This is a genomic window from Rhodoblastus sp., from assembly GCF_052145335.1.
Lineage (GTDB): Bacteria > Pseudomonadota > Alphaproteobacteria > Rhizobiales > Beijerinckiaceae > Rhodoblastus.
This window is the reverse complement of the sequence record NZ_JBKQOU010000061.1, coordinates 1-22,297: the sequence shown is the minus strand read 5'-3', so window position 1 is coordinate 22,297 and position 22,297 is coordinate 1. Positions and strand designations below refer to the sequence as shown.

Sequence of the window (22,297 nt, the reverse complement as noted above, 5' to 3'; positions counted from 1 at the left end):
ATCGACCGCTACAAGTCGCTGTTGACGAGAAAAAACATAAGGATTGCGAAAACTCATGCTTTCCCGCACCGCAGACAATCTCTACTGGGTCTCGCGTTATCTCGAACGCGCCGATTTCCTCGCCCGTCTGATCGAGGCCTCCAGCCGCATCTCGGCTTTGCCCAAGGCCTACGCCGCCGCGCAGGACGAATGGGAGAGCGTGCTGATCGCCTCCGGCGCCGACGAGACTTTCTACGACCACCTGGAAACGGCGGACGAGAACAATGTCCTCGCCTATCTCGCCTTCGACGAGCGCAACGCTTCGAGCATTCGCAACTGCATCGAATTCGCCCGCACCAACGCCCGCGCCGTGCGCACCGCGCTCACCACCGAAATGTGGGAAAGCATCAACAGCGCCTGGCTGGAGCTGAGGAAATTCGACGCGACCTACAAGGCGCTCGGCCGCATCGACCGCGAGGAACTGATCAAGTTCCTGGACTTCGTCAAAACCACGTCAAGCCTTTACGACGGCTACGCTTATCGCACCATGTTGCGCAACGACGCCTATTATTTCTCGCGGCTCGGCGTCTACATCGAGCGAGCCGACAATACCGCGCGGGTGCTCGACGTGAAATATCATGTGCTGCTGCCGGAACAGGAAGCTGTCGGCGGCTCGGTCGATTATTTCCAGTGGACGGCCATCCTGCGTTCGGTTTCGGCGCTGACCGCCTATCATTGGGTATTCCGCGAGAGCATCAAGCCTTGGAACGTCGCCGACCTCCTGATCCTGCGCCCGCAAATGCCGCGTTCGCTGATCTCCTGCTATGAAAACATCGTGCGTTTCCTCGACGCCATCGGCAATGAATACGGACTCCAGGGCCCGGCTCAGCGCCACGCGCGAAACCTCAAGCGGCGGTTGGAAAACGCCTCGATCAAGGAAGTTTTCCAGAACGGGCTGCACGAATTTGTCGATGCTTTCGTCACCGACAATAATAAGCTGGGATCGGAAATCGCCGAACAATATCTGATAGGCTGAGGGCACGGAGGATTGCCGCCATGCGCGCCTTTATTCAATACCACCTGCAGATCGATTTTTCCGAGCCGGTGCGGGCGTTGACGCATGTGCTCCGGCTGACGCCGCGCGATTTCGACAGCCAGCATGCGCAGGACTGGTCCATCGGCGTCGATCCCGACGCCAGAATGCGCTGCAGCAAGGACACTTTCGGCAATATCGCCCACAGGTGCTCGCACGACGGGCCTCTGGAGCGTCTGACCTTTTTCGCCGGCGGCGAAATCGAGACCCGCGACGCGGCGGGCGTCGTGCGCGGCCAGAACGAAACATTCCCGCTCGACGTCTTTCTCCGCGACCTCGAAGGGACGCGCGCCGACGCCAAATTGCACGAATTCGTCCATGACAGTCTTGGCGCCGAGGCCGATCCGCTCGCCCGCATGCATCTGTTGATGGACGCACTGGCCAAGCTTTGTGTTTTCGAGCCCGGCGAGACGCCGGCGCCACGTCCGGCGGCCGAGGTGTTCAAAGCCGGCAAGGGCTCGGCCCGCGAGTTGGCGCAAGTCTTCATCGCGTGCGCCCGCTTGCTAAATGTCCCGGCGCGCTTCATTTCCGGCTTTTTCCTCGGCGCGGAAGGCGTCGGCGAGGCCGGCGCGCATCATGGCTGGGCCGAAGCTTTTGTCGAGCCGATCGGCTGGATCGGCTTCGATTGCGCTTTGGGGATCTGTCCGCGCGACGAGCATTTGCGGATAGCCCAGGGCCTCGATTATTACGGCGCGGCTCCCCGGCGCGGCGCGGCCTTCGGCTTCGCCAAGGAACAGGCTGCCGCCCGCGTGAACGTCGATTACGTGCGCCAGGCCAGCTGGCAGGTCCAGCAATAGAAAAAGTCCAGCAAAAGCTTGCCTTTCCTTGCAAAGGTCGACAGATTCCGGCGCAGGGGAGACTGAATGGACGCGATCGACCGCAAAATCCTGAACATCCTGCAGGAAAACGCCAGCATCGCCATCGCCGACCTGGCCAAGGCGGTCGGCCTCTCGCCGACGCCCTGCTGGAAGAGAGTGCAGAAGCTGGAGAGCTCCGGGGTCATCCTCGGCCGCGTCGCTCTGGTCGATCCGCAAAAGATCGGTCTTGGACTGACGGTCTTCGTGTCGATCGAAACCGAGGACCATTCGCAGCCCTGGCTGGCGCGTTTCGCCGCCGCCGTCGCCGCCATGCCCGAAGTGATGGATATCTACCGCATGGCCGGCGACGTTGACTATCTCTTGAGAGTCGTCGTCGCCGATACGGGCGCCTATGACGCCTTCTACCAGCGCCTGATCGCCGCGGTGCCGCTGAAGAAAGTCACCTCGCGCTTCGCCATGGAGCGGGTCAAATCGACCTCGGCCTACCGCATCCCCGGCCTTGACACAGGCCGGTGAATTTGCGCTGAATCAAATCGCGGTCGTATTTTGTCTGTTACACAGATTATCGGAATGTGCTACGACTAAAGCATAAGCTGCGGATAGCAGCAATAGAGAGCGCTTTCCTTCCTCCTGAAGAGAAAAGCGCCGTGGGTGGAACGCAAATCGTGTGAGAGGCCGAACTTTTCGGCAGGCTCCGCGGGAGGGAAAACATGACGCTCGTTCGCATGGGGGAAGCTATTCCCCAAGACTTCATTTCGCGTGATATTCCGGCCGGCCACGATACGCTTTGGGGCTGGGCCGCCAAATGGGCGCCGCAGGAATTGCCCGCAAGGCTCGACGCTGCCAAGGCTTTTGCGCTCGAAACCGCGGAACTGATGGAAAAAAGCGCCGCTGAAGGATATACGGTCGTCGATGTAGAGGCGCCTTCGGCCCTGCGCGCTTTGGGTGCCGAAAAGGTTCCGGCCTTCGACACCCAGCTCTTGTTCATGATGTCGCGGAGCTGAGAAAGCGCCACTTATAGCGTATTCGCCAACAGAAATGCGTAACATTACATCCCCGCGCCGATGAGATCGGGCGGGGATTTTGCTACCCCAGATCAAACCTCCACCAAACCTTTTTAATTACGATCAAGTCCGGGCACGAAAGGCCTGCGCCAATCCAGCGAATCGAAGGATCGGCGCAACAGCCGGGTGACGCACCGCTTCAATTCCTGCGATTGCGAGTGGGCGGGGCGCAGCGAGGCGATATAGATAACCGCTTCCTCCAACCGGCGCGCCCGTGCGAAACGGTCCGGCGCGCCGCCTTCGATGGCTTTTTCGGCGTCTGTGACGAGGCGCTGAAGCCGGGCGGCGACGGCGGCCGGCTGATGCCTCGACAAGACCCGGCAATCGCGGAAGGAAGATTCAAAAATCGACCCGTCGCGCTCTTTGGTGATCGCGCCTGCGTCTGGCGAAGTGAAAACCAAGAGCTTCATGCTGCACTCCTGCTGGACGGCTTTCGCACGAGAAAAGGCAATTGTTCCAGCGTGAACAGGCTGCCAACGTCTTCTGAATACGTTATTACGTAACGGGAGTTATGAATACCGACACAGCCCATCTTTCGACGGGCTGGGGGAAAAAGATAAAGAACTGGCCTCGGAAGCGGGGCGCCGGAAGGTTAAACCCCCAAAGGGCGCCGCAGATCCAGCGTCGTCGGGAACTCGCCAGTCGCCTCGTTCGAGGGCAGCCGAATGGCGCCCGGCGTATGGCCGTGATCCTGGAAACGGGCAAGGCGGCGCGCCTCGGCTTCGTAGGAATTGACCGGAAAAGTCTCGTAATTGCGCCCGCCCGGATGGGCCGAGTGATAGACGCAGCCGCCGAGCGACCTTTTGCTCCATTTGTCGATGATGTCGAAGGTCAGCGGGGTCTGTGGCCGGATCGTCGGATGCAGTCCGGAATAGGGCTGCCAGGCCTTGAAGCGCACGCCCGCCACCGCCTCGCCGCGCGTTCCGGTGGTTCCCAGCGGCAGGCGCCGGCCGTTGCAGGTCACGATATGGCGGGACTCGTTGAAGCCCTCGACGCGCACTTGCAACCGCTCGACCGAGGAATCGACGAAACGCACGGTGCCGCCGACCGCGCCTTCCTCGCCCATTACATGCCAGGGCTCCAGCGCCTGGCGGATTTCCAGCTTGACCCCCGAATGTTCGACGGCGCCGTAATAGGGGAAGCGGAATTCATATTGCGCCTTGAACCAGTCGGCGTCGAAAGCGTAGCCGGCGCGGCGCAGGTCGTCGAGAATGTCGGAAAAATCCTGCCATACATAATGCGGCAGCATGAAACGGTCGTGCAGGCTCGAGCCCCAGCGGACCAGTTCGCCTTCCTGCGGCTCGCGCCAGAACCATGCGACCAGCGCCCGCAGCAGGAGTTGCTGCGCCAGCGACATGCGGGCGTCCGGCGGCATTTCGAACGATCGGAATTCGACGAGGCCAAGCCGGCCGGTCGGGCCGGAAGGCGAATAGAGCTTGTCGATGCAGATTTCCGAACGATGGGTGTTGCCGGTGACGTCGGTGAGCAGGTTGCGATAGAGCCGGTCCACCAGCCAGGGCGGCGGCGTCGGCCCGTCGCCCGGACGCGGCGTCATCGCCAGGGCGATCTCCAGCTCGTAAAGCGCGTCGTGGCGCGCTTCGTCGACACGCGGCGCCTGCGAGGTCGGGCCGACAAACAGGCCCGAGAACAGATAGGACAGGGAAGGATGGCGCTGCCAATAGACGATCAGGCTTTTCAGCAGGTCGGGACGGCGCAGGAAGGGTGAATCGGCTGGCGTCGCCCCGCCGATCACCACGTGATTGCCGCCACCGGTGCCGACATGGCGCCCATCGATCATGAATTTTTCCGTGCCCAGCCGCGATTGCCGCGCCAGATCGTAGGTCTGGCGATAGATCGACGCGAGTTCGTCCCAATCGGCGGCGGGATGGACATTGACCTCGATCACGCCGGGATCGGGCGCCACCCGGATGACCTGGAGCCGCGTATCGAGCGGTGGCGGATAGCCCTCGATATGCAAGGGCAGATGGAGTTCGGCGGCGCTGGCCTCGACGGCGGCGAGAAGTTCGAGATAATCCTCGATCCGAACCGTCGGAGGCATGAACACGTGCAGACGCCCGTCTCGCGGCTCGATCGCCAAAGCGGTGCGCACGTCGGCGGAATCATCGAGCACCTGCTCGTTCTGCTGCTGCTTTTCTCCTTCGGCGTTGGCGCCCCGGGTGAATTTCTGCGCGATCTCGTCGGCTTTCGGCAACGGCCCGCGCGGTTCGGTCGGATCGGATTCGACGATATAGGGATAGGAGGCCGGGGCGACATAGGGCAGCGAGGCCAGCGGCAGGCGGAAGCCGACTGGCGAGTCGCCCGGCTTGAGAAACAACGCGCCGCGCCGCAACGGCCATTTCTGGCTGATCCAGCTGCGTTTGGGGGGCTCGGCGTTCCAGCGCTGCACCGGCAACACGAAGCCGGCGGGCTTGTCCAGCCCGCGCTCGAACACACGGACGAAGCGGGAGCGCTCCTCGGGATCGGCCAGCCGGGAATCGCCGGGCGTCACATTGATCGGCAGGTCGGCTTCCTTGAGCAGCCACTCGCCAGGATCCTCATAGGCTGGAATGACATAATCCGGCGCAATCTCCAGTTTTTGCGCGATGGTTTCGATCATTTTTTTGGCGTCGGCGGCGGTCGCCGGAACCGAGGGCTTTTCGCGCGCGATCAGTTCGGCGTCGCGCCATATCGGCTCGCCGTCCTTGCGCCAATAGAGCGAGAAGGTCCAACGCGGCAAGCTCTCTCCAGGATACCATTTGCCCTGGCCATAATGCAGGAAGCCGTTTGGGGCGAAGGCGTCGCGCAGGCGGCGGATCAGGTCGTCGGCTATGCCCCGCTTGGTCGGGCCGACCGCCTCGGTGTTCCATTCCTCGGATTGGTAATCGTCGATGGAGACGAAAGTCGGCTCGCCGCCCATGGTCAGGCGCACGTCCTGGCTGGCCAGATCGGCGTCGACCTTTTTGCCCAGCGCGTCGAGCGCCAGCCAGGATTCATCGGAGAAAGGCAGGGTGACGCGCGGCTTTTCATCGAGCCGTTCGACATGCATGTCGAAGCCGAACTCGCATTGCGCCGGCTCGACCATGCCTTCGATCGGCGCGGCGGAGGCGAAATGCGGCGTCGCGGCGAGCGGCAGATGGCCCTCGCCCGCGAACAGGCCAGAAGTCGGATCGAGGCCGATCCAGCCGGCGCCGGGAATATAGACTTCCGCCCAGGCGTGCAGGTCGGTGAAATCATGGTCGGCGCCGGAAGGACCGTCGAGCGCGGGAACGTCGGGCTTCAACTGAATCAGGTAGCCCGAGACGAAACGCGCGGCGAAGCCGAGCTGACGCAGAACCTGCACCAGCAGCCAGCCGGTGTCGCGGCACGAGCCCGAGCCCAGGCGCAAGGTCTCCTCCGGCGCCTGAACGCCCGGCTCCATGCGCACGACATAGCGGATTTTCTGCTGCAGTCCGGCGTTGAGGGCGACGAGGTAATCGACCGTGGCCGTTTCCCCGGTGGGCAGGGTTTTCATATATTCCTGCAGCAAAGGCCCGGCGGGATCGGCGCCGATATAGGCGGCGATGTCCTTGGCGAGCGACTCCGCATATTTGAACGGCGCCTTCTGGGCATATTCCTCGATGAAGAAATCGAACGGATTATAGACCGCCAGTTCGGCGGTCAGGTCGACGGTGACCGAAAATACCTCGGTCTTTTCCGGAAACACCAGACGCGCCAGCCAATTGCCGTGCGGGTCCTGCTGCCAGTTGATGAAATGGTTTTCCGGCTCGATTTTCAAGGAATAGGCCGTCACGGGCGTGCGGCAATGCGGCGCGGGACGCAGCCGGACGATCTGCGGCCCGAGCGCCACCGGGCGATCGTAGGTATAGCGGGTCGAATGATGCAATTTGGTGAGAATGGCCATGGTTGGCTTTCGCCTCTCTTTTCGGCTCTCGGCAGGATCGAAGTCTGCGCCTCTTTATGCCGATGAAAACGGCGTCATGTCACGTCCGAAAAGTTGGCTATTCGTCTCCCCGCCGAGCGAATTGCCTAAAGTCGCGGCAGTCCGCACGCCAAAAGAACCGAACGCCACAGCTCAACTTCTTTGACGACCGCCCAGCGCCACGACGCAATACGCCGGGAACGGTTTCGCGGCGCCGGCGTTGTGGATGCTCGACCGACCCGAAGTCGCCGCCTTCTTGGCGCGAATGCGATTTCGAGCGCTAAAAGCCCGCCGCGCCTGGCGCCCAGGGGCGGGATAACTGCAAAGGCAACTGGCGGCGGCCATTGCCATGTCTGGCGCGGCTCTCGCGCAGAGCGCGGGGGGCCCCGGCATGAACGGTGGCGGAGGCGCAGGGCCCGGCTCTGGGGATGGGCAATACGAAGGTTCCGCTCCCTCCGCAAAATCCCCGGAGCGCGGAGGCGGTCCCAGCGGACCCGCCATTCACAGAGATCCAAACTCGGCAAGTGGCCGGATGAGCGAGCCTGGCGAGCAGCAGTAAGCGCGGCAGGCGTCCCCCGAATTCGGCGGCGCTTGTTCCGAGCGGATCGAATGACCGCACGCAATGCCATCCCGGTCACACCACGCCCAAATACGTGGGTGGGCGGGGCGTCCAGTTTTTTTCCCGCCGGCGGAACCTTTTCGCGGCGGAGGAGTTGCGCACCCCGACTGACCGGAAATGCGGTTTCAATCGCTAAAGGCAAACTGTCGGATGCCCCGATCGGGACCATGACGTCGTGCGCGCGCCCTCGCCGTCGGCCCCGATGATAAGCGAACACTCCCGGTGCGCCAGTTACCGCCAAAAGGAGCGAGCATGATGTCCTCAATTTTGAAGACAGGAGTTCTGGCCGCCGCGTTGTTGGCCGCCGGCGCCGCCCACGCACTGCCCTTCACTTTCCTGAACGGGACCCCTGATCCCGCCCCGCCACCTTCGCCACCCCCCTTCAATGTACTCCTGAACGATCCCGTGGCGGCCACGGACACTGGCGCGATGCACGTCCACCACCACTACCACTACCACGTCCATCACCACTACTACTACCAGTAGTAGAACAGGTAAGGGAAGGCGCCCTTGATCACGCGAAAGTCGGCGGCGCTTCTTCCGACTTGATCGGGATGACGTCGACGCCGACATCGACATCCTGGTCGCCGGAACCGATGATGACGCCGTCGATCGGCGAAATGTCGGAGTAATCGCGGCCCTCCGCGAGGATGATATGGTCGTCGCCGACCAGCATCTTGTTGGTCGGGTCGAGGCCGACCCAGCCGTCGAACGGCCCGCACCACACCGCCACCCATGCGTGTGTGGCGTCGGCGCCTTCCAGCCGCTCTTTTCCAGCGGGCGGCACCGTGCGCAGATAGCCGCTGACATAGCGCGCCGGGAGGCCGACGCCGCGCAGTCCGGCGATCATGATATGGGCGAAATCCTGGCAGACGCCGCGCCTTTGCTCGAAAGCCTGGGCGAGCGGCGTCGAAACCAGAGTCGCCTTGGGATCGTAGTCGAAATCATCCCAGATCCGCTCCATCAATTCGATGGCGCCGGCCAGAATTTGGCGCCCGGCCGGGAAACTCCGCCGGGCATAGGCCACGGTCGCCTCGTCGAGGCTGACGACGCGGCTGGCGTAAATGAAATGGGCCGGCGATTGCGGGCCCAGATCATTGGCGGAAAAAGCCTGCTGGCGCACATCCTCCCAGTCCGGGGAGACGAGCGGCGTCGCCGGCCGGGCCACGGCGATGCGCGCCTTGGCGGTGACCGTCAGTTCGCGGTGCTCCGACTCGATGTTCACGATCTCAAAACTATTGCCAAAGAAACAGGTCCGCCTGATGCGCCGGGCGGCAGGCGGGTCGATGTCGACCTGCACGTCGATGACGCGCTGGCCGGCGCGGCTGGTCGGCCGCAACCTCAAGGCGCAGAGCGAATAGGCGACCGGCGCCTCGTAGCTATAGGTGGTGACGTGGCGAATATCGTAGATCACGCGAGCCCCACCTGTTTTTCCGCCTGCGCCGCATTGGCCCCTTGCAGGAAATAGCGCGTGGCGACGGCGTCGGCGAGGCCCATCAGGCGGCGTTCGACGGAAAGCACGAATTCGGCGGTGATGCAGGAGGCGACCTTGGTCGCGAGATCGGCGTTAAGCTCGATGGCGATGCGGTTGGGCGGCTCCAGCATGCCGTCCTGCCTCAACAGCGGCAGGGTGGCGATATGTTCGGTCAGCCGTTCCGTCTGGAAGGCTACCGAGCGCGGATTATAGGGATCGAGCAGCGCCATGTCCCGCACCGGATAGGGCGCCACGCCGACGAGATAGCGCGAGCGATAGGTAATCTGCGAATCGATGAGGTCGAGCAGCACGTCGAAATCGGTGGCGCGCGCCTGTTCCATGCCAAACTGGCGGATGAAGCGGCAGGTATTGACGGCGCGCTCCAGCCGCCGTCCGATTTCCAGAAAACGCCAGCCGGCGACGCGATTCATGTTTTCCTGCGCCAGGCCGGAGATGCTGGCGATCTCTTCCAGCGCAATGTCGGCGCGCTCCAGGATTTCCGGCTCGTCGAGAGGGCCGCGCCCAGCCTCCAGTTGCTTGCACAATTCGACGATGATGCGCCAGGTGTCGCCGGAAAGGCGCTCGCGGATCACCGAGGCGGTGCGCTGCGAATCGCGCGCCAGCGACACGGCCGAGCCGAATTCGTCGACATTGAACAGGGCGGCGTTGAGAAAGCCCACCGGCGTCAGCGGCGCGACCGGCTTGGCCGGGACCGCGCCCCAGTCGGTCAGCAGTTTGCGCAGGCGTTGCGTGGTCGCGGCGCCTTCGGGCGACATGTCCTCGTTTTCGATGGTTCGCCGCGCCAGGCAGCGGATCACGCGCAGGGTCGCCTCCGCCCGCTCCAGATAACGGCCGAGCCAGAACAGGTTGTCGGCGGCGCGGCTCGGCAGGTTGCCCATGATTCGGCGGATGGCGACGGCGTCGCTCTGCGGCAGCAGCGTGGTCATTTCGACCGGACGATTGGCGACGATCCACACATCCGAGGTCTGCACCCCCTGCCCCATGGCGACGGCGCGCGAATCCAGCCGGTCGGAAATGCGGCAGAAGCCGCCCGGCATGACCTGATATTTGCCGTCCGGCCCCAAGGCCGCATAGACGCGCAGCACGAAGGGGCGCGGCTCCAGCCGATTGGCCACCCAGACCGGCGTGGTCGACAGCCGCACCACTTCCTGGGCGATATAGTCTGCGCCGCGCTCGCGGATCGAGGCGGCGAGTTTTTCCCGCTGCTGTTGCGACAATTCGCCGGCGACCACGGAACGGCCGAGGAACGTGCGGGTCGTCGAGGCGCCGAAGGCCGGCGCCACCGCCATGTCCTGCAGCCTTTCGAGCACATATTCGCGCTCCGCCTCCTGGCCGCACCACCAGGTGGCGATGGTCGGAAGAATGAGTTTTTCGCCGAGCAGGCGGCGCGACAGGGTCGGCATGAAGCCAAGCAGCGCCGGGGTTTCGGCGACGCCGGCGCCGAGCGCGTTGGCGACGGAGACATTGCCCTGGCGGATGGCTTCGACCAGGCCAGGGACGCCGAGGCGCGAACCGCCCTTCAGCTCCAGCGGATCGGCGAAATCGGCGTCGATGCGCCGCCAGATCACATCCGCGCGCTTCAGCCCGGCGATGGTGCGCACATGCGCCAGTCCGTCGCGCGCGACGAGATCGGCGCCCTCGACCAGAACGAAGCCGAGATACCGCGCGAGATAGGCCTGTTCGTAATAGGTTTCGCTATAGGGGCCGGGCGTGTGCAGGCAGATGCGCGGATCGGAGCGCGACGCGATGGCGGCGAGGCCGGCCCGGAAATGCTGGAAGAACGGCGCCAGCCGGCGCACGTTCATCTCGCGATAGATGCTCTGGAAGGCGCGCGACAGATTCAGGCGGTTTTCCAGGGCGTAGCCGAGGCCGGAAGGCGCCTGGGCGCGGTCGTTGAGCACCCACCATTGCCCATCGGGGCCGCGGCCGAGATCGGCGGCATAAAGATTGAGGTAGCGGCCGCCCCGCGGCGTGACGCCGATCATCGGATGCAGGAAATCGGCGCTGCCGGTCACCGCCGCCGCCGGCATCAAACCGTCGCTGACCAATTGGCCCCGGCCATAGAGATCGCTGAGCAGCCCCTCGAACACTTCCGCGCGCTGGGTGACGCCGGCTTCGATCACCGCCCAGTCCTTTTCGGAAATGAGCAGCGGCATATGGCTCAATGGCCACATGCGATCGACGGTTTCGCCATAGGCGCGGTAGGAGACGCCCTGTTCGCGAATATTGCGCTCGATGGCTTCGAAGCGGCGGCCGATGTCGTCGGCGCCCAGACCAGCCATTTTATCGAAAAATTCCAGCCAATGGCCGCGCGGACGCCCGTCCGCGCCGATGAACTCGTCGGGAACGCCTTCGAGCGGCCGATAGGCCGCCGTCATTTCCACCAGCCGCCTTGCCTTGGCGCTAGAGGCGTTTTCCGGCGCCGAACCCAGCATCGCCCCTCCCATAAGTATCGCCCGGTGTTACACGACTAGACGTGTGACATTAGCGGCTATAACGCAATAATATAGTCGTCCAAGGTAAAATTCCGTGCAGTGGGAGAGCGCCGGCTATTTTTTCGCCGGACGCACGGTTTTGACGAAAGTCGGATCGGTATCGAGAAAGGCGCCGCCGATCAATTCGACGCAATAGGGAATGGCGGGAAACACCGCCCGCAAACAGAGATCGATCGAACGCGGGCTACCGGGAAGATTGACGATCAGGCAGGCGCCGCGATGCGCCGCGGTCTGGCGCGACAATATGGCGGTCGGCGTCTGCTCCAGGCTTTTTCCGCGCATCAATTCGCCGAAGCCAGGCAATTCGCGATGCGCGGCGGCGAGCGTCGCCTCGGGCGTCAGGTCGCGCGGCGCGGGGCCGGTGCCGCCGGTGGTCAGAATCAGGCAGCATCCGGCATGATCGGCCATGTCGATCAACGCGTCGCGGACGCTTTCGAAACCGTCGGGAATGACGCGTTTTTCCAAAGTGAAGGGTACCGAGAGGGCGCTAAGCAGCCATTTCTCGATAGCCGGGCCGGAAATGTCCTCGTAAACGCCGGCGCTGGCGCGGTCGGAGACGGTGAGTACACCGATTTTGGCGGGCAATGCGGACATGGTTTTCCTCGACCTTTCAGGCTTCCGGCTTCCTTGGCGGCCCCATCAGCGCCGGCTGGAAGAACACGGCGGCGCAGAGCGTGGTCGCCAGCGACAGGGCCAGCAACTTGCCCATGCTCGACGTGCCGGGATGATTGGAGCTCCACAGGCTGCCAAAGGCCGTCGCCGTGGTCATGGCGCTGAAGAAGATCGCGCGGGTCAGGCTGGTTTGCAGCAATTCCGCCGATCCGGCCCGCCAAGCCATGACATAATAGATCTTGAAGGCGACGCCGAGCCCGAGCAGCAGCGGCAGAGCGATGATATTGGCGAAATTCAGCGGCAGGTCGATCAGCACGCAGATTTCCATCGTATAGACCCCGGCGAGCAGCAAGGGCGCGAGCGTCAAGGCGACGTCGCCGACGCGCCGCAGGGCCAGATAAAGCAGCAGCGAGATCGACACCAGCGCCATGATTCCGGCCTGGATGAAGGCGCGCACGACGGTGTCGCCGGATTCCAGGATCGACACCGGCGCGCCGGAGGCTTCTGGCGCGATTTTGCGCACGGCGTCGGTAAAACGTCGCAAATTGTCATTGTCGTTCTTGTCGCCGCGCGGCGCGACCTCGATCCGCGCCCGCCCGTCCGCCGCCAGCCAGTCGCTCCTGAGATCGACCGGCAGATCGGCCAAACCGACCGGCTCGGCCTGCAAAGCCAGCAAAGTATCGGCGAGCAGCGCCCGCATCGGAACAATGAGCACTTTCCGGGCGCGGGAGCGCGAAGCTTCCGGCGCCTGCGCCAGAAGGGTCATGGCGGCGCCGATCCGCGCCAGCGCCGGTTTTCCGCGCGCCGCCTCTGTGAGGCTCGCTCCGGTAGCGGCCAGAGACTGCACGTCCTCGGCGTCCGTGGTTTCCCTGGGCAATTTCGCAGGCGAGAGGCTCGGGGCCAGCAGGGAGCGCGCCTCGTGGATCGCGGCAAGTTTTGGCGCCTGGTCCCCGGGGACGAAATCGGACAGGCTGGTGACGCTTTCGACTTCCGGCAGCGTTTTCAGCCGCGCAGCCAGGGAGTCCGCCGCCGCCAGCGAGGGCTCCAGCATTTCGATGATGTTGGGCGAAGTGCGCGGATCCTGCATCAGATCGAGCAGCGTCGCCACCGATTCCACCCTGGCGCTGCGCAGATTCATCGGATTGAAATCGAAGCGCAATTTTGCCAGCAGCGGCGCGCCCGCCACGGCCAGTCCGATGGCCGCGATGATGATGGCGCGGCGGTGGCGGGTCTGGAACCGGTCCACCGGCGCAAGAAACGCGTAGCCGACCGGCGCGGTCTCGGCCGGCGCTCCGAACAGGGCCAGCAGCGCCGGCAACAACGTGATGCTGGTGAAAAAGGCCAGGATCATGCCGGTCCCAGCGATCAGGCCAAGTTCCGAGACGCCACGATAATCGGTCGGCATGAAGGCGTAAAAACCCGCCGCCGTCGCCGCCGCCGCCAGAGCCAACGGCAGGCTGGCTTTTTCCCCGGCCGCATCGAGCGCGCGGACCAGATCGTCGTCGTGAAACCGCTCCTCGCGGTAGCGCACCGCGAACTGGATGCCGAAATCGACGCCGATGCCGACGAAAAGAATGGCGAAGGCGATGGAAATCGGGTTGAGCGCGTGCACCAGAAACAGGCCGACGGCGGCGGTCAGGACCAGGCCCGTCAGCATGTTGACCGCCACCGCGAGGATCAGCCTTCCCCAGCGCAAGGCGCGCCACAGGATGAACAAGACCGCCAGACCCATCACAGAATTATGCAGCGCCGCGCCCTCGGAAAGGGTGGAGAACTCCTCATCCTGCAAGGCTACGTCGCCGGTCAGCCGCAGGCTGTAGCCGTTCTCGGGGGTCAGTCCGATTTTCCGCGCGGTGATGCGGAGCGCCTCGGAGGCGTCGGCGCCGGGCTCCAGAGCCGAAAAGTCGAGAACCGGCTTGACCTGCAAGAAGCGCCGCTTCTCCTGCAGGGCCGCAGGCGCGCCGGAAAACAAGGCGGACCACGAAAAATCGCTTGGCTGATCGGCGCTCGCACGCTCCATCGCGCCGGCCAACGCCGTGAGCGGACCGGCCATTTCCTCGGCCCCGCCGCGCGCCATCAGGCCGAGCGTCCCGGCCAGGCCGCGCAGGCTGGGGTCCTGCGCCAGCGCGCCGAGGAAAGGCTGCGCCTCGATCAGTTGGTCCATGCGGCTTTCGACATCCTTGGCCGGCAGGAACAACAGGCCTTCGCGGCGAAAAAAGTCGCTGGCCTCAAGGCAGCGCGCGTCGGCAAAGAAGTTTTTCTGCGGGGCCAGCGCCTGCTGCAACTCGAGCGCGGCTTTATTCGCCAGTTCCGGATCAGGCGCGTCGAGCACCGCGAGGATCATGTTGTCGCGCTGCGGAAAGGCTTGCCCTAACGCAATTTCGCGCTGGCGCCAGGGCAGATCGGCGCTGATCAGCTTGTTGAGATCGGTCGAAATGGCGAAATGATCGACCGCATAAAAACCAGCCAACACAACGACCGCCAGGGCCGCGGCCAGCACCGCCCATTTGCGCCGCGCGCAAAACGACACCACACCGGCGACAAAGCCGATCTGCTCGATCCGGGGTTGCACAAAGGGAGGAACGGGTTTCAGCATGTTTTCCGATCGCTATAGCTGGCGGTAAATGCGTCATTTTCGCCCGAAAGGAAACCTCCCGGCGGCTTTTTCGCTGCAACCTCCGTCGCGCGTCGCGGGTTTTTGCTTGCGGACGCCGACGGGTTCGGCCTAAAGCTCGACGCAAATTTCTTTTGTGACAGCGGCGCCGCGGCGCCCGCCGGACGAGGAGCGACTATGGGAATTCCGGTCATGGAAGGCGCAAAAATCGGCGCCTATATCGTCAAGCAGCATTTGCTCGGCCGCAAACGCTACCCGCTGGTGCTGATGCTGGAGCCGTTGTTTCGCTGCAATCTCGCCTGCGCCGGCTGCGGCAAGATCGACTATCCCGACAAGATCCTCAACCAGCGCCTTCCCTATGAGGACTGCATGGAGGCGATCGACGAGTGCGGCGCTCCCGTGGTGGTCATCGCCGGCGGCGAACCGCTGCTGCACAAGGAGATCGGCAAGATCGTCGAGGGGGCGCTGAAACGCGGCAAATTCGTCACGCTTTGCACCAACGCGCTCCTGCTCGAAAAGAAAATGAGCGAGTTCAAGCCTTCCTCGGCGTTCAACTTCTCGGTCCACCTCGACGGCGACCGCGAGATGCACGACAAGTCGGTCTGCCAGCAGGGTGTCTACGACCGCGCTGTCGCGGCGATCCAGGCGGCCCGGGCCAAGGGTTTTCGCGTCACCATCAACTGCACCTTGTTCAACGACGCCGACCCGGAACGCGTCGCGAACTTTCTGGATACGCTCAAGGGCATGGGCGTCGACAGCGCCACGGTCTCGCCTGGCTACGCCTACGAGCGCGCGCCCGACCAGGCGCATTTCCTCAATCGCACCAAGACCAAGGAATTGTTCCGCGCCATCTTTCGCCGCGGCGACAAGGGCCGCAGGTGGGACTTTTTCCAGTCCTCGCTGTTCCTCGACTTTCTCGCCGGCAACCAGGCCTATCGCTGCACGCCCTGGGGCAATCCCCTGCGCACGGTGTTCGGCTGGCAGCGCCCTTGCTATCTGTTGAACGAGGGTTACGCCGCGACCTTCAAGGAGCTGATGGAAACCACGGATTGGGATTCCTATGGCGTCGGCAATTACGAGAAATGCGCCGATTGCATGGTCCATTGCGGCTTCGAGCCGAGCGCTGTGGCCCATGCGGTGAAAAACCCGCTGGCGGCGCTGAAAGTCGCCCTATTTGGCGTCGAGACGGAAAAGCCGTTTGCCCCGGACATTGCGCTCGATCGCCAGCGCCCGGCGGAATATGCCTATTCGGCCCACGTCGAGGAAAAGCTAAACGAAATCGTCGAAGCCGAAAGAAGCGCCAAGCAGGCGGCGGCTGCCGAGTAAGGCGGCCATTCCCGCCTTGGCGTCGAAAGCGGTCTGAATCAGGCCGCGCATTTGCGCCGGGCGGCGGGCGAGGGCGGCGAGCACCGCCAGAATGTCGGCCGAACCGTCGGATTTCATGCCGACCAGAGCGGCCGGCGGCAGGGCGCGGCTTTGCGGATCGGCGATAGCCCGCAAGGCGGCGAAGGGCAGGCCCCGGCTCATGGCGAAACGCGCCGCGCCGTGCGATTCCATATCGACCGCCACCGCGCCCCTGTCACGATGCATCCGCCGCTTGGCCTCCGGCGCGCCGACCGGCGCATCGACGCCGGCCAAGGCCCCGCCGAAGGCGTCCGGCAGCAGCCGCGCCAGACTGGCCTGCCAGCCGACATGGCAGGCATAAGCGTGCTCGCCCGCGTGAATCGCCTGTGGCAGCACGATGTCTCCGGGGCGCAATTCGGCGGACAGGCCGCCCGCCACGCCGAAACTCAAAATCCCTTGCAGCGGACGGCCTTGCGAATGCGCCCGATCCATCGCTTGCGCGAGGCCCTGTTCGACCTGCGCCGCCGAGCCGGCCCCAACAATGGTCAGGTCGTGGCCGGCGTCGGCGATGCGCCCTTCCGCCTTCATGCCGACGACGATGGCGATGCGGGGATTGTGGCGGCGACGCATCATGCGGCCGCTCCGAAGCCGGAGCGGCGCGAAAACAGTTTTCGGATCGAGGACCAGGGAAATTTCGACATCAGCCCGCCCGCAAAATTCGTGGTTAGCACGCGCCAAGCTTGGCCGCATTGAGCCAAAGCAATGGTTCGAGCGCGCCGATTCCGCGAAGCGACAAGCATGAATTGCGCCAGCATGGTCATTTGGCGCAGGCCTTCGCCGCGCGAACGCCGGAGCGAATAGCCCCTTCGATGGTCGCTGGCAAGCCTGTCTGGGTCCAGTCGCCGGCCAGAAACAGATTTCGCCATTGGGTCTCGGTTCCGGGGCGAAGCGCGTCCTGTTCCGGCGTGGCGGCGAAAGTGGCGCGCTTTTCCTTGATGATCTGCCAGGCCGGCAACGGCGCCTCGATTCCCGCGACCGCCTGAACCTCGTCCCAGATGCTCCGCGCCAGATCTTCGCGCGGCGTGGACAGAAAGCGTTCCGCCGCGCTTATCGTCACCGAGAGGCGGTCGGAAAAACCGAACAGCCATTCGGAGGCGGCGCCGATCACTCCGGTCAGCAGCGGCAGGTTCTTTGGCGCCGGAAAAGCAAAATGCGCGTTGACGATGGCCCGCGATTCCAGCGGCGCCTTGAGGCCGGGCGCGAGCGAAATGGCGACCTGCGGCGGCACGGCCAGAATCACCTTGTCTTCGGCGCCCAGTTCAATCATCGCCTCGCCGAAATCCAACGCCGCCGCTTGCCCTTCGGCGAAGGCGATCTCGCGCAATTTGGCGCCGAACCGGATTTCCCCACCCCTCGCGCGGATATATGCGAGGGCGGGATCGACGAAGGCGGCGCTCAAACCCTCGACCGCCACCAGCGGGCGGCAAGCTTCCCCTCCTCGGGCAAAGGTTTCGCGGACGATAGCGCCGGCAAGCCGGGCCGAGGCCTCGGAAGGATCGGTGTTCAGCGCCGAGACGAAAATCGGGTCCCAGAGTTTGCGCGCCAAATCTCCAGAGCCGAGGAAAGGCCGCAGGGTCTGCTTCGGCCCGGCGAAAAGCAATCGCGCCAGGGCGACATAATCGAGACCGGCGGTCTGCGGCACGCGCCGGTCGGGCGCGAGAATCCACCACGGCAATTGCCCGGCATTGGGCCGCAACCGCCAGCGCTGACGTTGTTCCAGATCGCAGAAGTCGAAGGCCGCCTCGTCGGGGCCAGCGAGCTTTTCCGCGCCGCCGATTTTCCTGGCGTAAGCCAGGGCGCTGTCATTGCCCGACAACAGCAGGTGATTGCCATTGTCGATGGTCATGTTGAGGGTGGAATCGAAATAGGAGCGGCAGCGCCCGCCCGCCTGCGGCGCCGCCTCGTGGAGAAGGAGTTCCGCGCTGTCCGCCAGTTCGACGGCCGCCGATAATCCCGCCAGACCGGCGCCGATGATATGCACGCGGGCCATCAGAAGATTCCGTAATACAGAATGGCGCCGAGCAGAACGATTTTCGGCGTTTTGATTTTTGCGCGCGGCCTGGCGAAGCCCCGGGCCGCGAGGCGGCGCCAGATCGCGCCATAGGCGAGACTCATGATTTTTGGCGCGCGGATGGTTTCGCGCTTCTGGCCCGCCATGATGGCGTCGGCCCGCTCGAAATGCTGTTTCGCCTGCGCCATCAAAGGCGCGCAGACCGCGTCGAGATTGGGCAGCGCCACCACTTTTTCGGGGGTAGAATCGGCGATTCCGGCGTTAGCCAGATTTTCGCGCGGCAGATACAGCCGGCCGATCCCGGCGTCCTCGTCGATGTCGCGCAAGATATTGGTCAGTTGCAAAGCGCGGCCGAGATGATGCGCCAGCGCGACGCCCTCCGCTTCCGGCAAGCCGAACACGCGCACGGATAGGCGTCCGACGGCGCTGGCGACGCGGTCGCAATAGAGATCGAGCGTCTGCGCATCGGGCGCGACAATGTCGGCGTCGACATCCATCTGCATGCCATCGATGACGGCCAGAAAGTCTTCTCGCGCGAAACCGAAACGGCGCAGGGGCGCGGCGAGCCCGGCGGCGAGACCGGGCGGTCCGCCCGCGTAAAGCGCGTCGATGTCGCGGCGCCATTGATCGAGACCGGCCAGCTTGGTAGGCCGGTCGCCGCCCTCGTCGGCGATGTCGTCCACCGCGCGGCAGAAGGAATAGATCTCGAACATGGCGTCGCGTTTTTCACGCGGCAGGATCGCCATGGCGCGATAGAAAGAGCTTTTCCGCGCCCGCAACCGGGCTTCTTCCGCCGTCTCGATTTGCGCCGGGGTCATGAATGGCTCCGCCGCGACAGCCGCGAAAAAGCGCCGCCCGCCGCCGCCGTGACGGCGCCCGAAAGCATCTGCGTCTTGCTCAGTCTGACGTTTTCGCTCAGCGGGTCATGCGCGACGAGAAGGTCGGCGATTTTTCGCGCATGATGCAGGATGACCGAGATTTCCAGGCCGAGCCGAAAGTCCTTGATGTCGCCGGGAAGAGCCGCGCCTTGTTCGAGCAGGTCGCGGTTTTTCTGCGCCAGCATTTTCAGGCAGGCGCGCAAGGCCGGCGACGCCTTGGCAGCGCCCAGGCCCTCAACCTCGGCGCCCGCAAGCGCCAGCGCGTCGAGCGGAACATAGACGCGGTCCATGGCTATGAAATCCTTGCCGCAATCCTGAAGATGATTATTGATCTGCAAGGCGGCGCAAATGGCGTCGGAGGCCGGCCACAAGTCGCGGCTCTCGCCATGGACGTCGAGCAGGAAACGCCCGACCGGCATGGCGGAAAGCGCGCAATAGGCGATCAACTCGTTCCAGTTGGCGTAGCGGTTCTTGTCCACGTCTTGGCGGAAGGCGTCGAGCAGGTCACGGGCATGGCGGTTGGTGAGGCCGCGCTGGGCGAGTTGCGCCGCCAATTTAACCCCCAACGGCTCAGCGTCGCTTTCGCCGATCAGGCTTTGGTCGAGCTGGTCGAGCAGCGCGCGTTTCTGTTCCGGAGGCAGGGTTGGATTGTCGGCGACGTCATCGCCGGCGCGCACGAAATCATAGAAAGCGAGAATGACCGGCCGCAAGGGCGCGGCGATCAGCAGCGAGGCGACGGGGAAATTCTCGTCGCCGCCGCCCTTGCCCGAACGCAGACTCTCCGCCGTGACCGGCCCGGAAGATTTCTGGGAAATGGCGGCGCTCATGCCCCCTCCGTCCTGTGCGCCTGCGCGCGGCCTTTCCACATGCCGCCGCGCCCGCGAAAAAACTGCACGGCTGAATCGAGCGTATAGACCATATAAAGCGCGGCGATAAGCGGCAAGGTCAGGGCGCGGGCGCTCGAGAGGCCATAAAAGCGCTGGATCGGCCAGAAAGTCAGGCTCATCAGGGCGAAAGCCGCCAGCCCGCAAGCCCGGGCGGCGCCTTCGCCGAATAGAGCCAGCCACAGCGGCGCGAAATAGGTCAGGACCATGCCGGCCAGCGCCCCAACCAGCAGCAGCGGCGAGTAATGCAATTGCGCATAGGCCGAGCGGGCGACCATCTTGCGGATATCCTGGAAATGCGGATAGGGCCGCAGGCTGACGACGCGTTTGGTCAGTCCCAGCCAGATCGGTCCGACCTTTTTCATCCGCTCGCCCAAGGCGCAATCGTCGATCAGGGCGCCGGCGATGGCTTGGACGCCGCCGGCCCTCGCCAGCAGATCGGCTCTCACCAGCATGCAGCCGCCCGCCGCCCCGGCGAGTTTTTTGCGCGGGTCGGAGACCCAGCGAAACGGATAGAGCATCTGGAAGAAATAGACGAAGGCCGGAACCAGCAGCTTCTCGGCAGGGCTTTCGCAACGCAGAAGCGCCATCAGCGAGACGAGGCCGTATCCCCCCTGCTCCGCCCGTGAAACCAGGGCGCGAAGATTGTCCGGCGCATGAGCGATGTCGGCGTCGGTCAGCAGCAGATAGTCCGGCGCGAAATTCATTTCCGCGAACTTGATTCCCTGCGACACCGCCCAAAGTTTTCCCGCCCAGCCCGACGGCAACGGCGCTCCTGTGAGCACGGTCAGGCGCTCGGGCGACGCCGAGGCTGCGGCGCAGGCTTGAGCCGCCTTCGCGGTGCCGTCGCTGCTCTGGTCGTCTACCAGCTCGTTGCGGAAATCGCCGGGGTAATCCTGCGCCAGCAGCGAACCGATACTGGTCGCGATCACATCGGCCTCGTCGCGCGCCGGAATCACCGCGGCCACGCGCGGCCAGCTTTTCGGCGTCGGCGGGGTCGGCATGGCGACATCGTCGCGGTCGCGGCACAGCCAGAAGCCGCCGCGTGCGAAAACCAGCGCCAACCAGATCGCCAGAACGAGAAAGCCCAGCGCGTTCAAGCGACCATGCCCTGCTCCCGGAACCATTCAACCGCATCGGCAAGAGCTTCGCGGTAAGGACGCGCGGAATAATCCAGTTCGCGCTCCGCCTTCCGGGAAGAAAAATACATGCGATATTTCGCCATGCGCAAAGCGTCGACCGTGGCGAAAGGCTCTTTTTTGGTGATCTGCGCCAAAGCCTCGGCTGCATAAGCGAAGGGGAAAAGCGGCCCGCGCGGAATTTTCAATCGCGGCGGCTTGCGCCCGACAAGCTTGGCTAAATCGCTGAGAATGACGCCGAGCGGCGCGTCCTGGCCGCCGAGAATATAGCGCTCGCCGATTCGTCCCTTGTCCATGGCCGCGAGATGACCCGCGGCGACGTCCTCCACATGAACCAGATTGAGGCCGGTATCGACATAGCCCGGCATTCGTCCATTGGCGGCCTCGACAATCAGGCGCCCGGTCGGCGTCGGCTTTATGTCGCGCGGCCCTATCGGGGTTGAAGGATTGACGATCACCGCCGGCAGGCCCCGTTCGGCGATCATTTTCTCGACCAGCCTTTCCGCGATGGTCTTGCTTTTCTTGTAGGCGCCGATCGCCTGTTCCGGCCTGGCCGGCGAAGTCTCATCCACCGGTATGCCTTCGACGTTGAGCTTCAGCGTCGCGACGGAGGACGTGTAGACGATACGGCTCACTCCGGCGGCAAGGGCGGCGTTCATGATATTGCCGACGCCGGTGCGGTTGGCCTCGATGATCTCGTTCGGATCGGGCGCCCAGAAGCGATAGTCGGCGGCGACATGATAAAGCTTGTCCACACCACGAAAAGCCGGCTCCAGCGAAGCGGCGTCGCGCAGGTCGCCGATCGCCACTTCCGCGTCGAGCCCCTCGATGTTTCCGCGCGGCGATTGTTTTCGCGCCAGCAGCACGACGCGCTCGCCGCGCGCGATCAGGGCGCGGGCGACGGCCGCGCCGACGAAGCCGGTCGCGCCGGTGACGAGGGTTTTCCCGGTGGTGTTCATGCAAGTCCCTGAATCGCTCGATTCTTGGGGTTGTCCTAGCATAAGGCCGGTCCGAATGGCGAATGGCGCGCCGGCGCCAGCTCCACGTTGATTTTGGCCGAATGGAGCATAAATTTCTCCTATTAGGCCAGCATTTCGGTCAACTACAGCATTTTTCGCCTATAAATCGCCATAACTAAGCATAATTTTTCTATTTTGTGGCATTGCAACGCGAGCCTCCCCGACTTATCCTTTCCATGCTGGGCAAAGCAATGCGCTTGCGCCTGGCAGGCGGGCTGCCGATGTGAGAGCGGCCCTTTCAAGAAAGTTTCGTA

Annotated in this window: 18 protein-coding genes; 6 read left to right on the top strand and 12 right to left on the bottom strand. The window is 64.0% G+C overall.

Features of this window, described 5'->3' with window-relative positions; genetic code table 11:
- The first annotated feature begins 55 nt into the window (after nucleotides 1-55).
- The 4 genes from ACLP2E_RS04055 (at nucleotide 56) to ACLP2E_RS04040 (ending at nucleotide 2,894) form a co-directional block, all read left to right on the top strand.
- On the top strand, nucleotides 56-1,015 hold the full coding sequence (locus ACLP2E_RS04055) for an alpha-E domain-containing protein (protein ID WP_442462068.1): 960 nt from the start codon (nucleotides 56-58) through the stop codon (nucleotides 1,013-1,015).
- 20 nt (nucleotides 1,016-1,035) lie between these two features.
- Nucleotides 1,036-1,869: a transglutaminase family protein gene (locus ACLP2E_RS04050; protein ID WP_442462069.1), complete on the top strand. Its 834-nt coding sequence runs from the start codon at nucleotides 1,036-1,038 to the stop codon at nucleotides 1,867-1,869.
- Nucleotides 1,870-1,935: 66 nt separating this feature from the next.
- The gene (locus ACLP2E_RS04045) at nucleotides 1,936-2,406 is read left to right on the top strand and encodes an Lrp/AsnC family transcriptional regulator (protein WP_442462070.1); all 471 of its coding nucleotides are present in this window, start codon (nucleotides 1,936-1,938) and stop codon (nucleotides 2,404-2,406) included.
- A gap of 194 nt (nucleotides 2,407-2,600) precedes the next feature.
- Entirely contained in the window at nucleotides 2,601-2,894 is a 294-nt protein-coding gene (locus ACLP2E_RS04040) for a hypothetical protein (RefSeq protein WP_442462071.1), read from the top strand.
- Nucleotides 2,895-3,007: 113 nt separating this feature from the next.
- Here the strand turns inward: ACLP2E_RS04040 and ACLP2E_RS04035 are convergent, their stop codons facing one another.
- Both ACLP2E_RS04035 and ACLP2E_RS04030 read right to left on the bottom strand, forming a co-directional pair.
- Complete coding sequence (locus tag ACLP2E_RS04035; RefSeq protein ID WP_442465221.1) at nucleotides 3,008-3,364, bottom strand: hypothetical protein; 357 nt, start codon at nucleotides 3,362-3,364, stop codon at nucleotides 3,008-3,010.
- A 182-nt stretch (nucleotides 3,365-3,546) separates the two neighbouring features.
- Complete coding sequence (locus ACLP2E_RS04030) at nucleotides 3,547-6,855, bottom strand: transglutaminase family protein (RefSeq protein WP_442462073.1); 3,309 nt, start codon at nucleotides 6,853-6,855, stop codon at nucleotides 3,547-3,549.
- 892 nt (nucleotides 6,856-7,747) lie between these two features.
- Here ACLP2E_RS04030 and ACLP2E_RS04025 point away from each other — a divergent pair.
- The gene (locus ACLP2E_RS04025; RefSeq protein WP_442465220.1) at nucleotides 7,748-7,978 is read left to right on the top strand and encodes a hypothetical protein; all 231 of its coding nucleotides are present in this window, start codon (nucleotides 7,748-7,750) and stop codon (nucleotides 7,976-7,978) included.
- Between the two features lie 28 nt (nucleotides 7,979-8,006).
- On the opposite strand, the gene ACLP2E_RS04020 is transcribed toward ACLP2E_RS04025, so the two are convergent.
- From ACLP2E_RS04020 to ACLP2E_RS04005, 4 genes are all read right to left on the bottom strand, one after another.
- Nucleotides 8,007-8,906 carry a transglutaminase family protein gene (locus ACLP2E_RS04020; protein WP_442462074.1) on the bottom strand — a complete coding sequence of 300 codons (900 nt, stop codon included), beginning with the start codon at nucleotides 8,904-8,906 and terminating at the stop codon, nucleotides 8,007-8,009.
- Complete coding sequence (locus tag ACLP2E_RS04015; RefSeq protein ID WP_442465219.1) at nucleotides 8,903-11,422, bottom strand: circularly permuted type 2 ATP-grasp protein; 2,520 nt, start codon at nucleotides 11,420-11,422, stop codon at nucleotides 8,903-8,905. The genes ACLP2E_RS04020 and ACLP2E_RS04015 overlap by 4 nt, the downstream gene beginning before the upstream one ends.
- Before the next feature lie 114 nt (nucleotides 11,423-11,536).
- Complete coding sequence (gene mog / locus ACLP2E_RS04010; RefSeq protein WP_442462076.1) at nucleotides 11,537-12,076, bottom strand: molybdopterin adenylyltransferase; 540 nt, start codon at nucleotides 12,074-12,076, stop codon at nucleotides 11,537-11,539.
- Nucleotides 12,077-12,092: 16 nt separating this feature from the next.
- Nucleotides 12,093-14,690 carry an MMPL family transporter gene (locus ACLP2E_RS04005; protein WP_442465218.1) on the bottom strand — a complete coding sequence of 866 codons (2,598 nt, stop codon included), beginning with the start codon at nucleotides 14,688-14,690 and terminating at the stop codon, nucleotides 12,093-12,095.
- A 195-nt stretch (nucleotides 14,691-14,885) separates the two neighbouring features.
- Between ACLP2E_RS04005 and hpnH the strand changes: the two genes are divergently transcribed.
- Nucleotides 14,886-16,034: an adenosyl-hopene transferase HpnH gene (gene hpnH / locus ACLP2E_RS04000; protein ID WP_442462078.1), complete on the top strand. Its 1,149-nt coding sequence runs from the start codon at nucleotides 14,886-14,888 to the stop codon at nucleotides 16,032-16,034.
- Here the strand turns inward: hpnH and ACLP2E_RS03995 are convergent.
- The 6 genes from ACLP2E_RS03995 to hpnA form a co-directional block, all read right to left on the bottom strand.
- Nucleotides 15,978-16,685: a phosphorylase family protein gene (locus tag ACLP2E_RS03995; protein WP_442462079.1), complete on the bottom strand. Its 708-nt coding sequence runs from the start codon at nucleotides 16,683-16,685 to the stop codon at nucleotides 15,978-15,980. The two genes, hpnH and ACLP2E_RS03995, sit on opposite strands and share 57 nt — an antisense overlap.
- 184 nt (nucleotides 16,686-16,869) lie before the next feature.
- Complete coding sequence (gene hpnE / locus ACLP2E_RS03990) at nucleotides 16,870-18,105, bottom strand: hydroxysqualene dehydroxylase HpnE (RefSeq protein ID WP_442462087.1); 1,236 nt, start codon at nucleotides 18,103-18,105, stop codon at nucleotides 16,870-16,872.
- Nucleotides 18,102-18,941, bottom strand: a complete 840-nt coding sequence (gene hpnD / locus ACLP2E_RS03985) for a presqualene diphosphate synthase HpnD (RefSeq protein WP_442462080.1) — start codon at nucleotides 18,939-18,941, stop codon at nucleotides 18,102-18,104. Before hpnD ends, hpnE begins: the two co-directional genes overlap by 4 nt.
- A complete protein-coding gene (hpnC, locus tag ACLP2E_RS03980; RefSeq protein ID WP_442462081.1) occupies nucleotides 18,938-19,828 on the bottom strand; it encodes a squalene synthase HpnC in 891 nt (296 codons plus the stop codon). The genes hpnD and hpnC overlap by 4 nt, the downstream gene beginning before the upstream one ends.
- A complete protein-coding gene (locus ACLP2E_RS03975; RefSeq protein ID WP_442465217.1) occupies nucleotides 19,825-20,985 on the bottom strand; it encodes a glycosyltransferase in 1,161 nt (386 codons plus the stop codon). Before ACLP2E_RS03975 ends, hpnC begins: the two co-directional genes overlap by 4 nt.
- Nucleotides 20,982-21,983 (bottom strand): hopanoid-associated sugar epimerase, encoded by a 1,002-nt coding sequence (hpnA, locus tag ACLP2E_RS03970; RefSeq protein WP_442465216.1) that lies wholly within the window; start codon nucleotides 21,981-21,983, stop codon nucleotides 20,982-20,984. The genes ACLP2E_RS03975 and hpnA overlap by 4 nt, the downstream gene beginning before the upstream one ends.
- Between the last annotated feature and the right edge of the window lie 314 nt (nucleotides 21,984-22,297).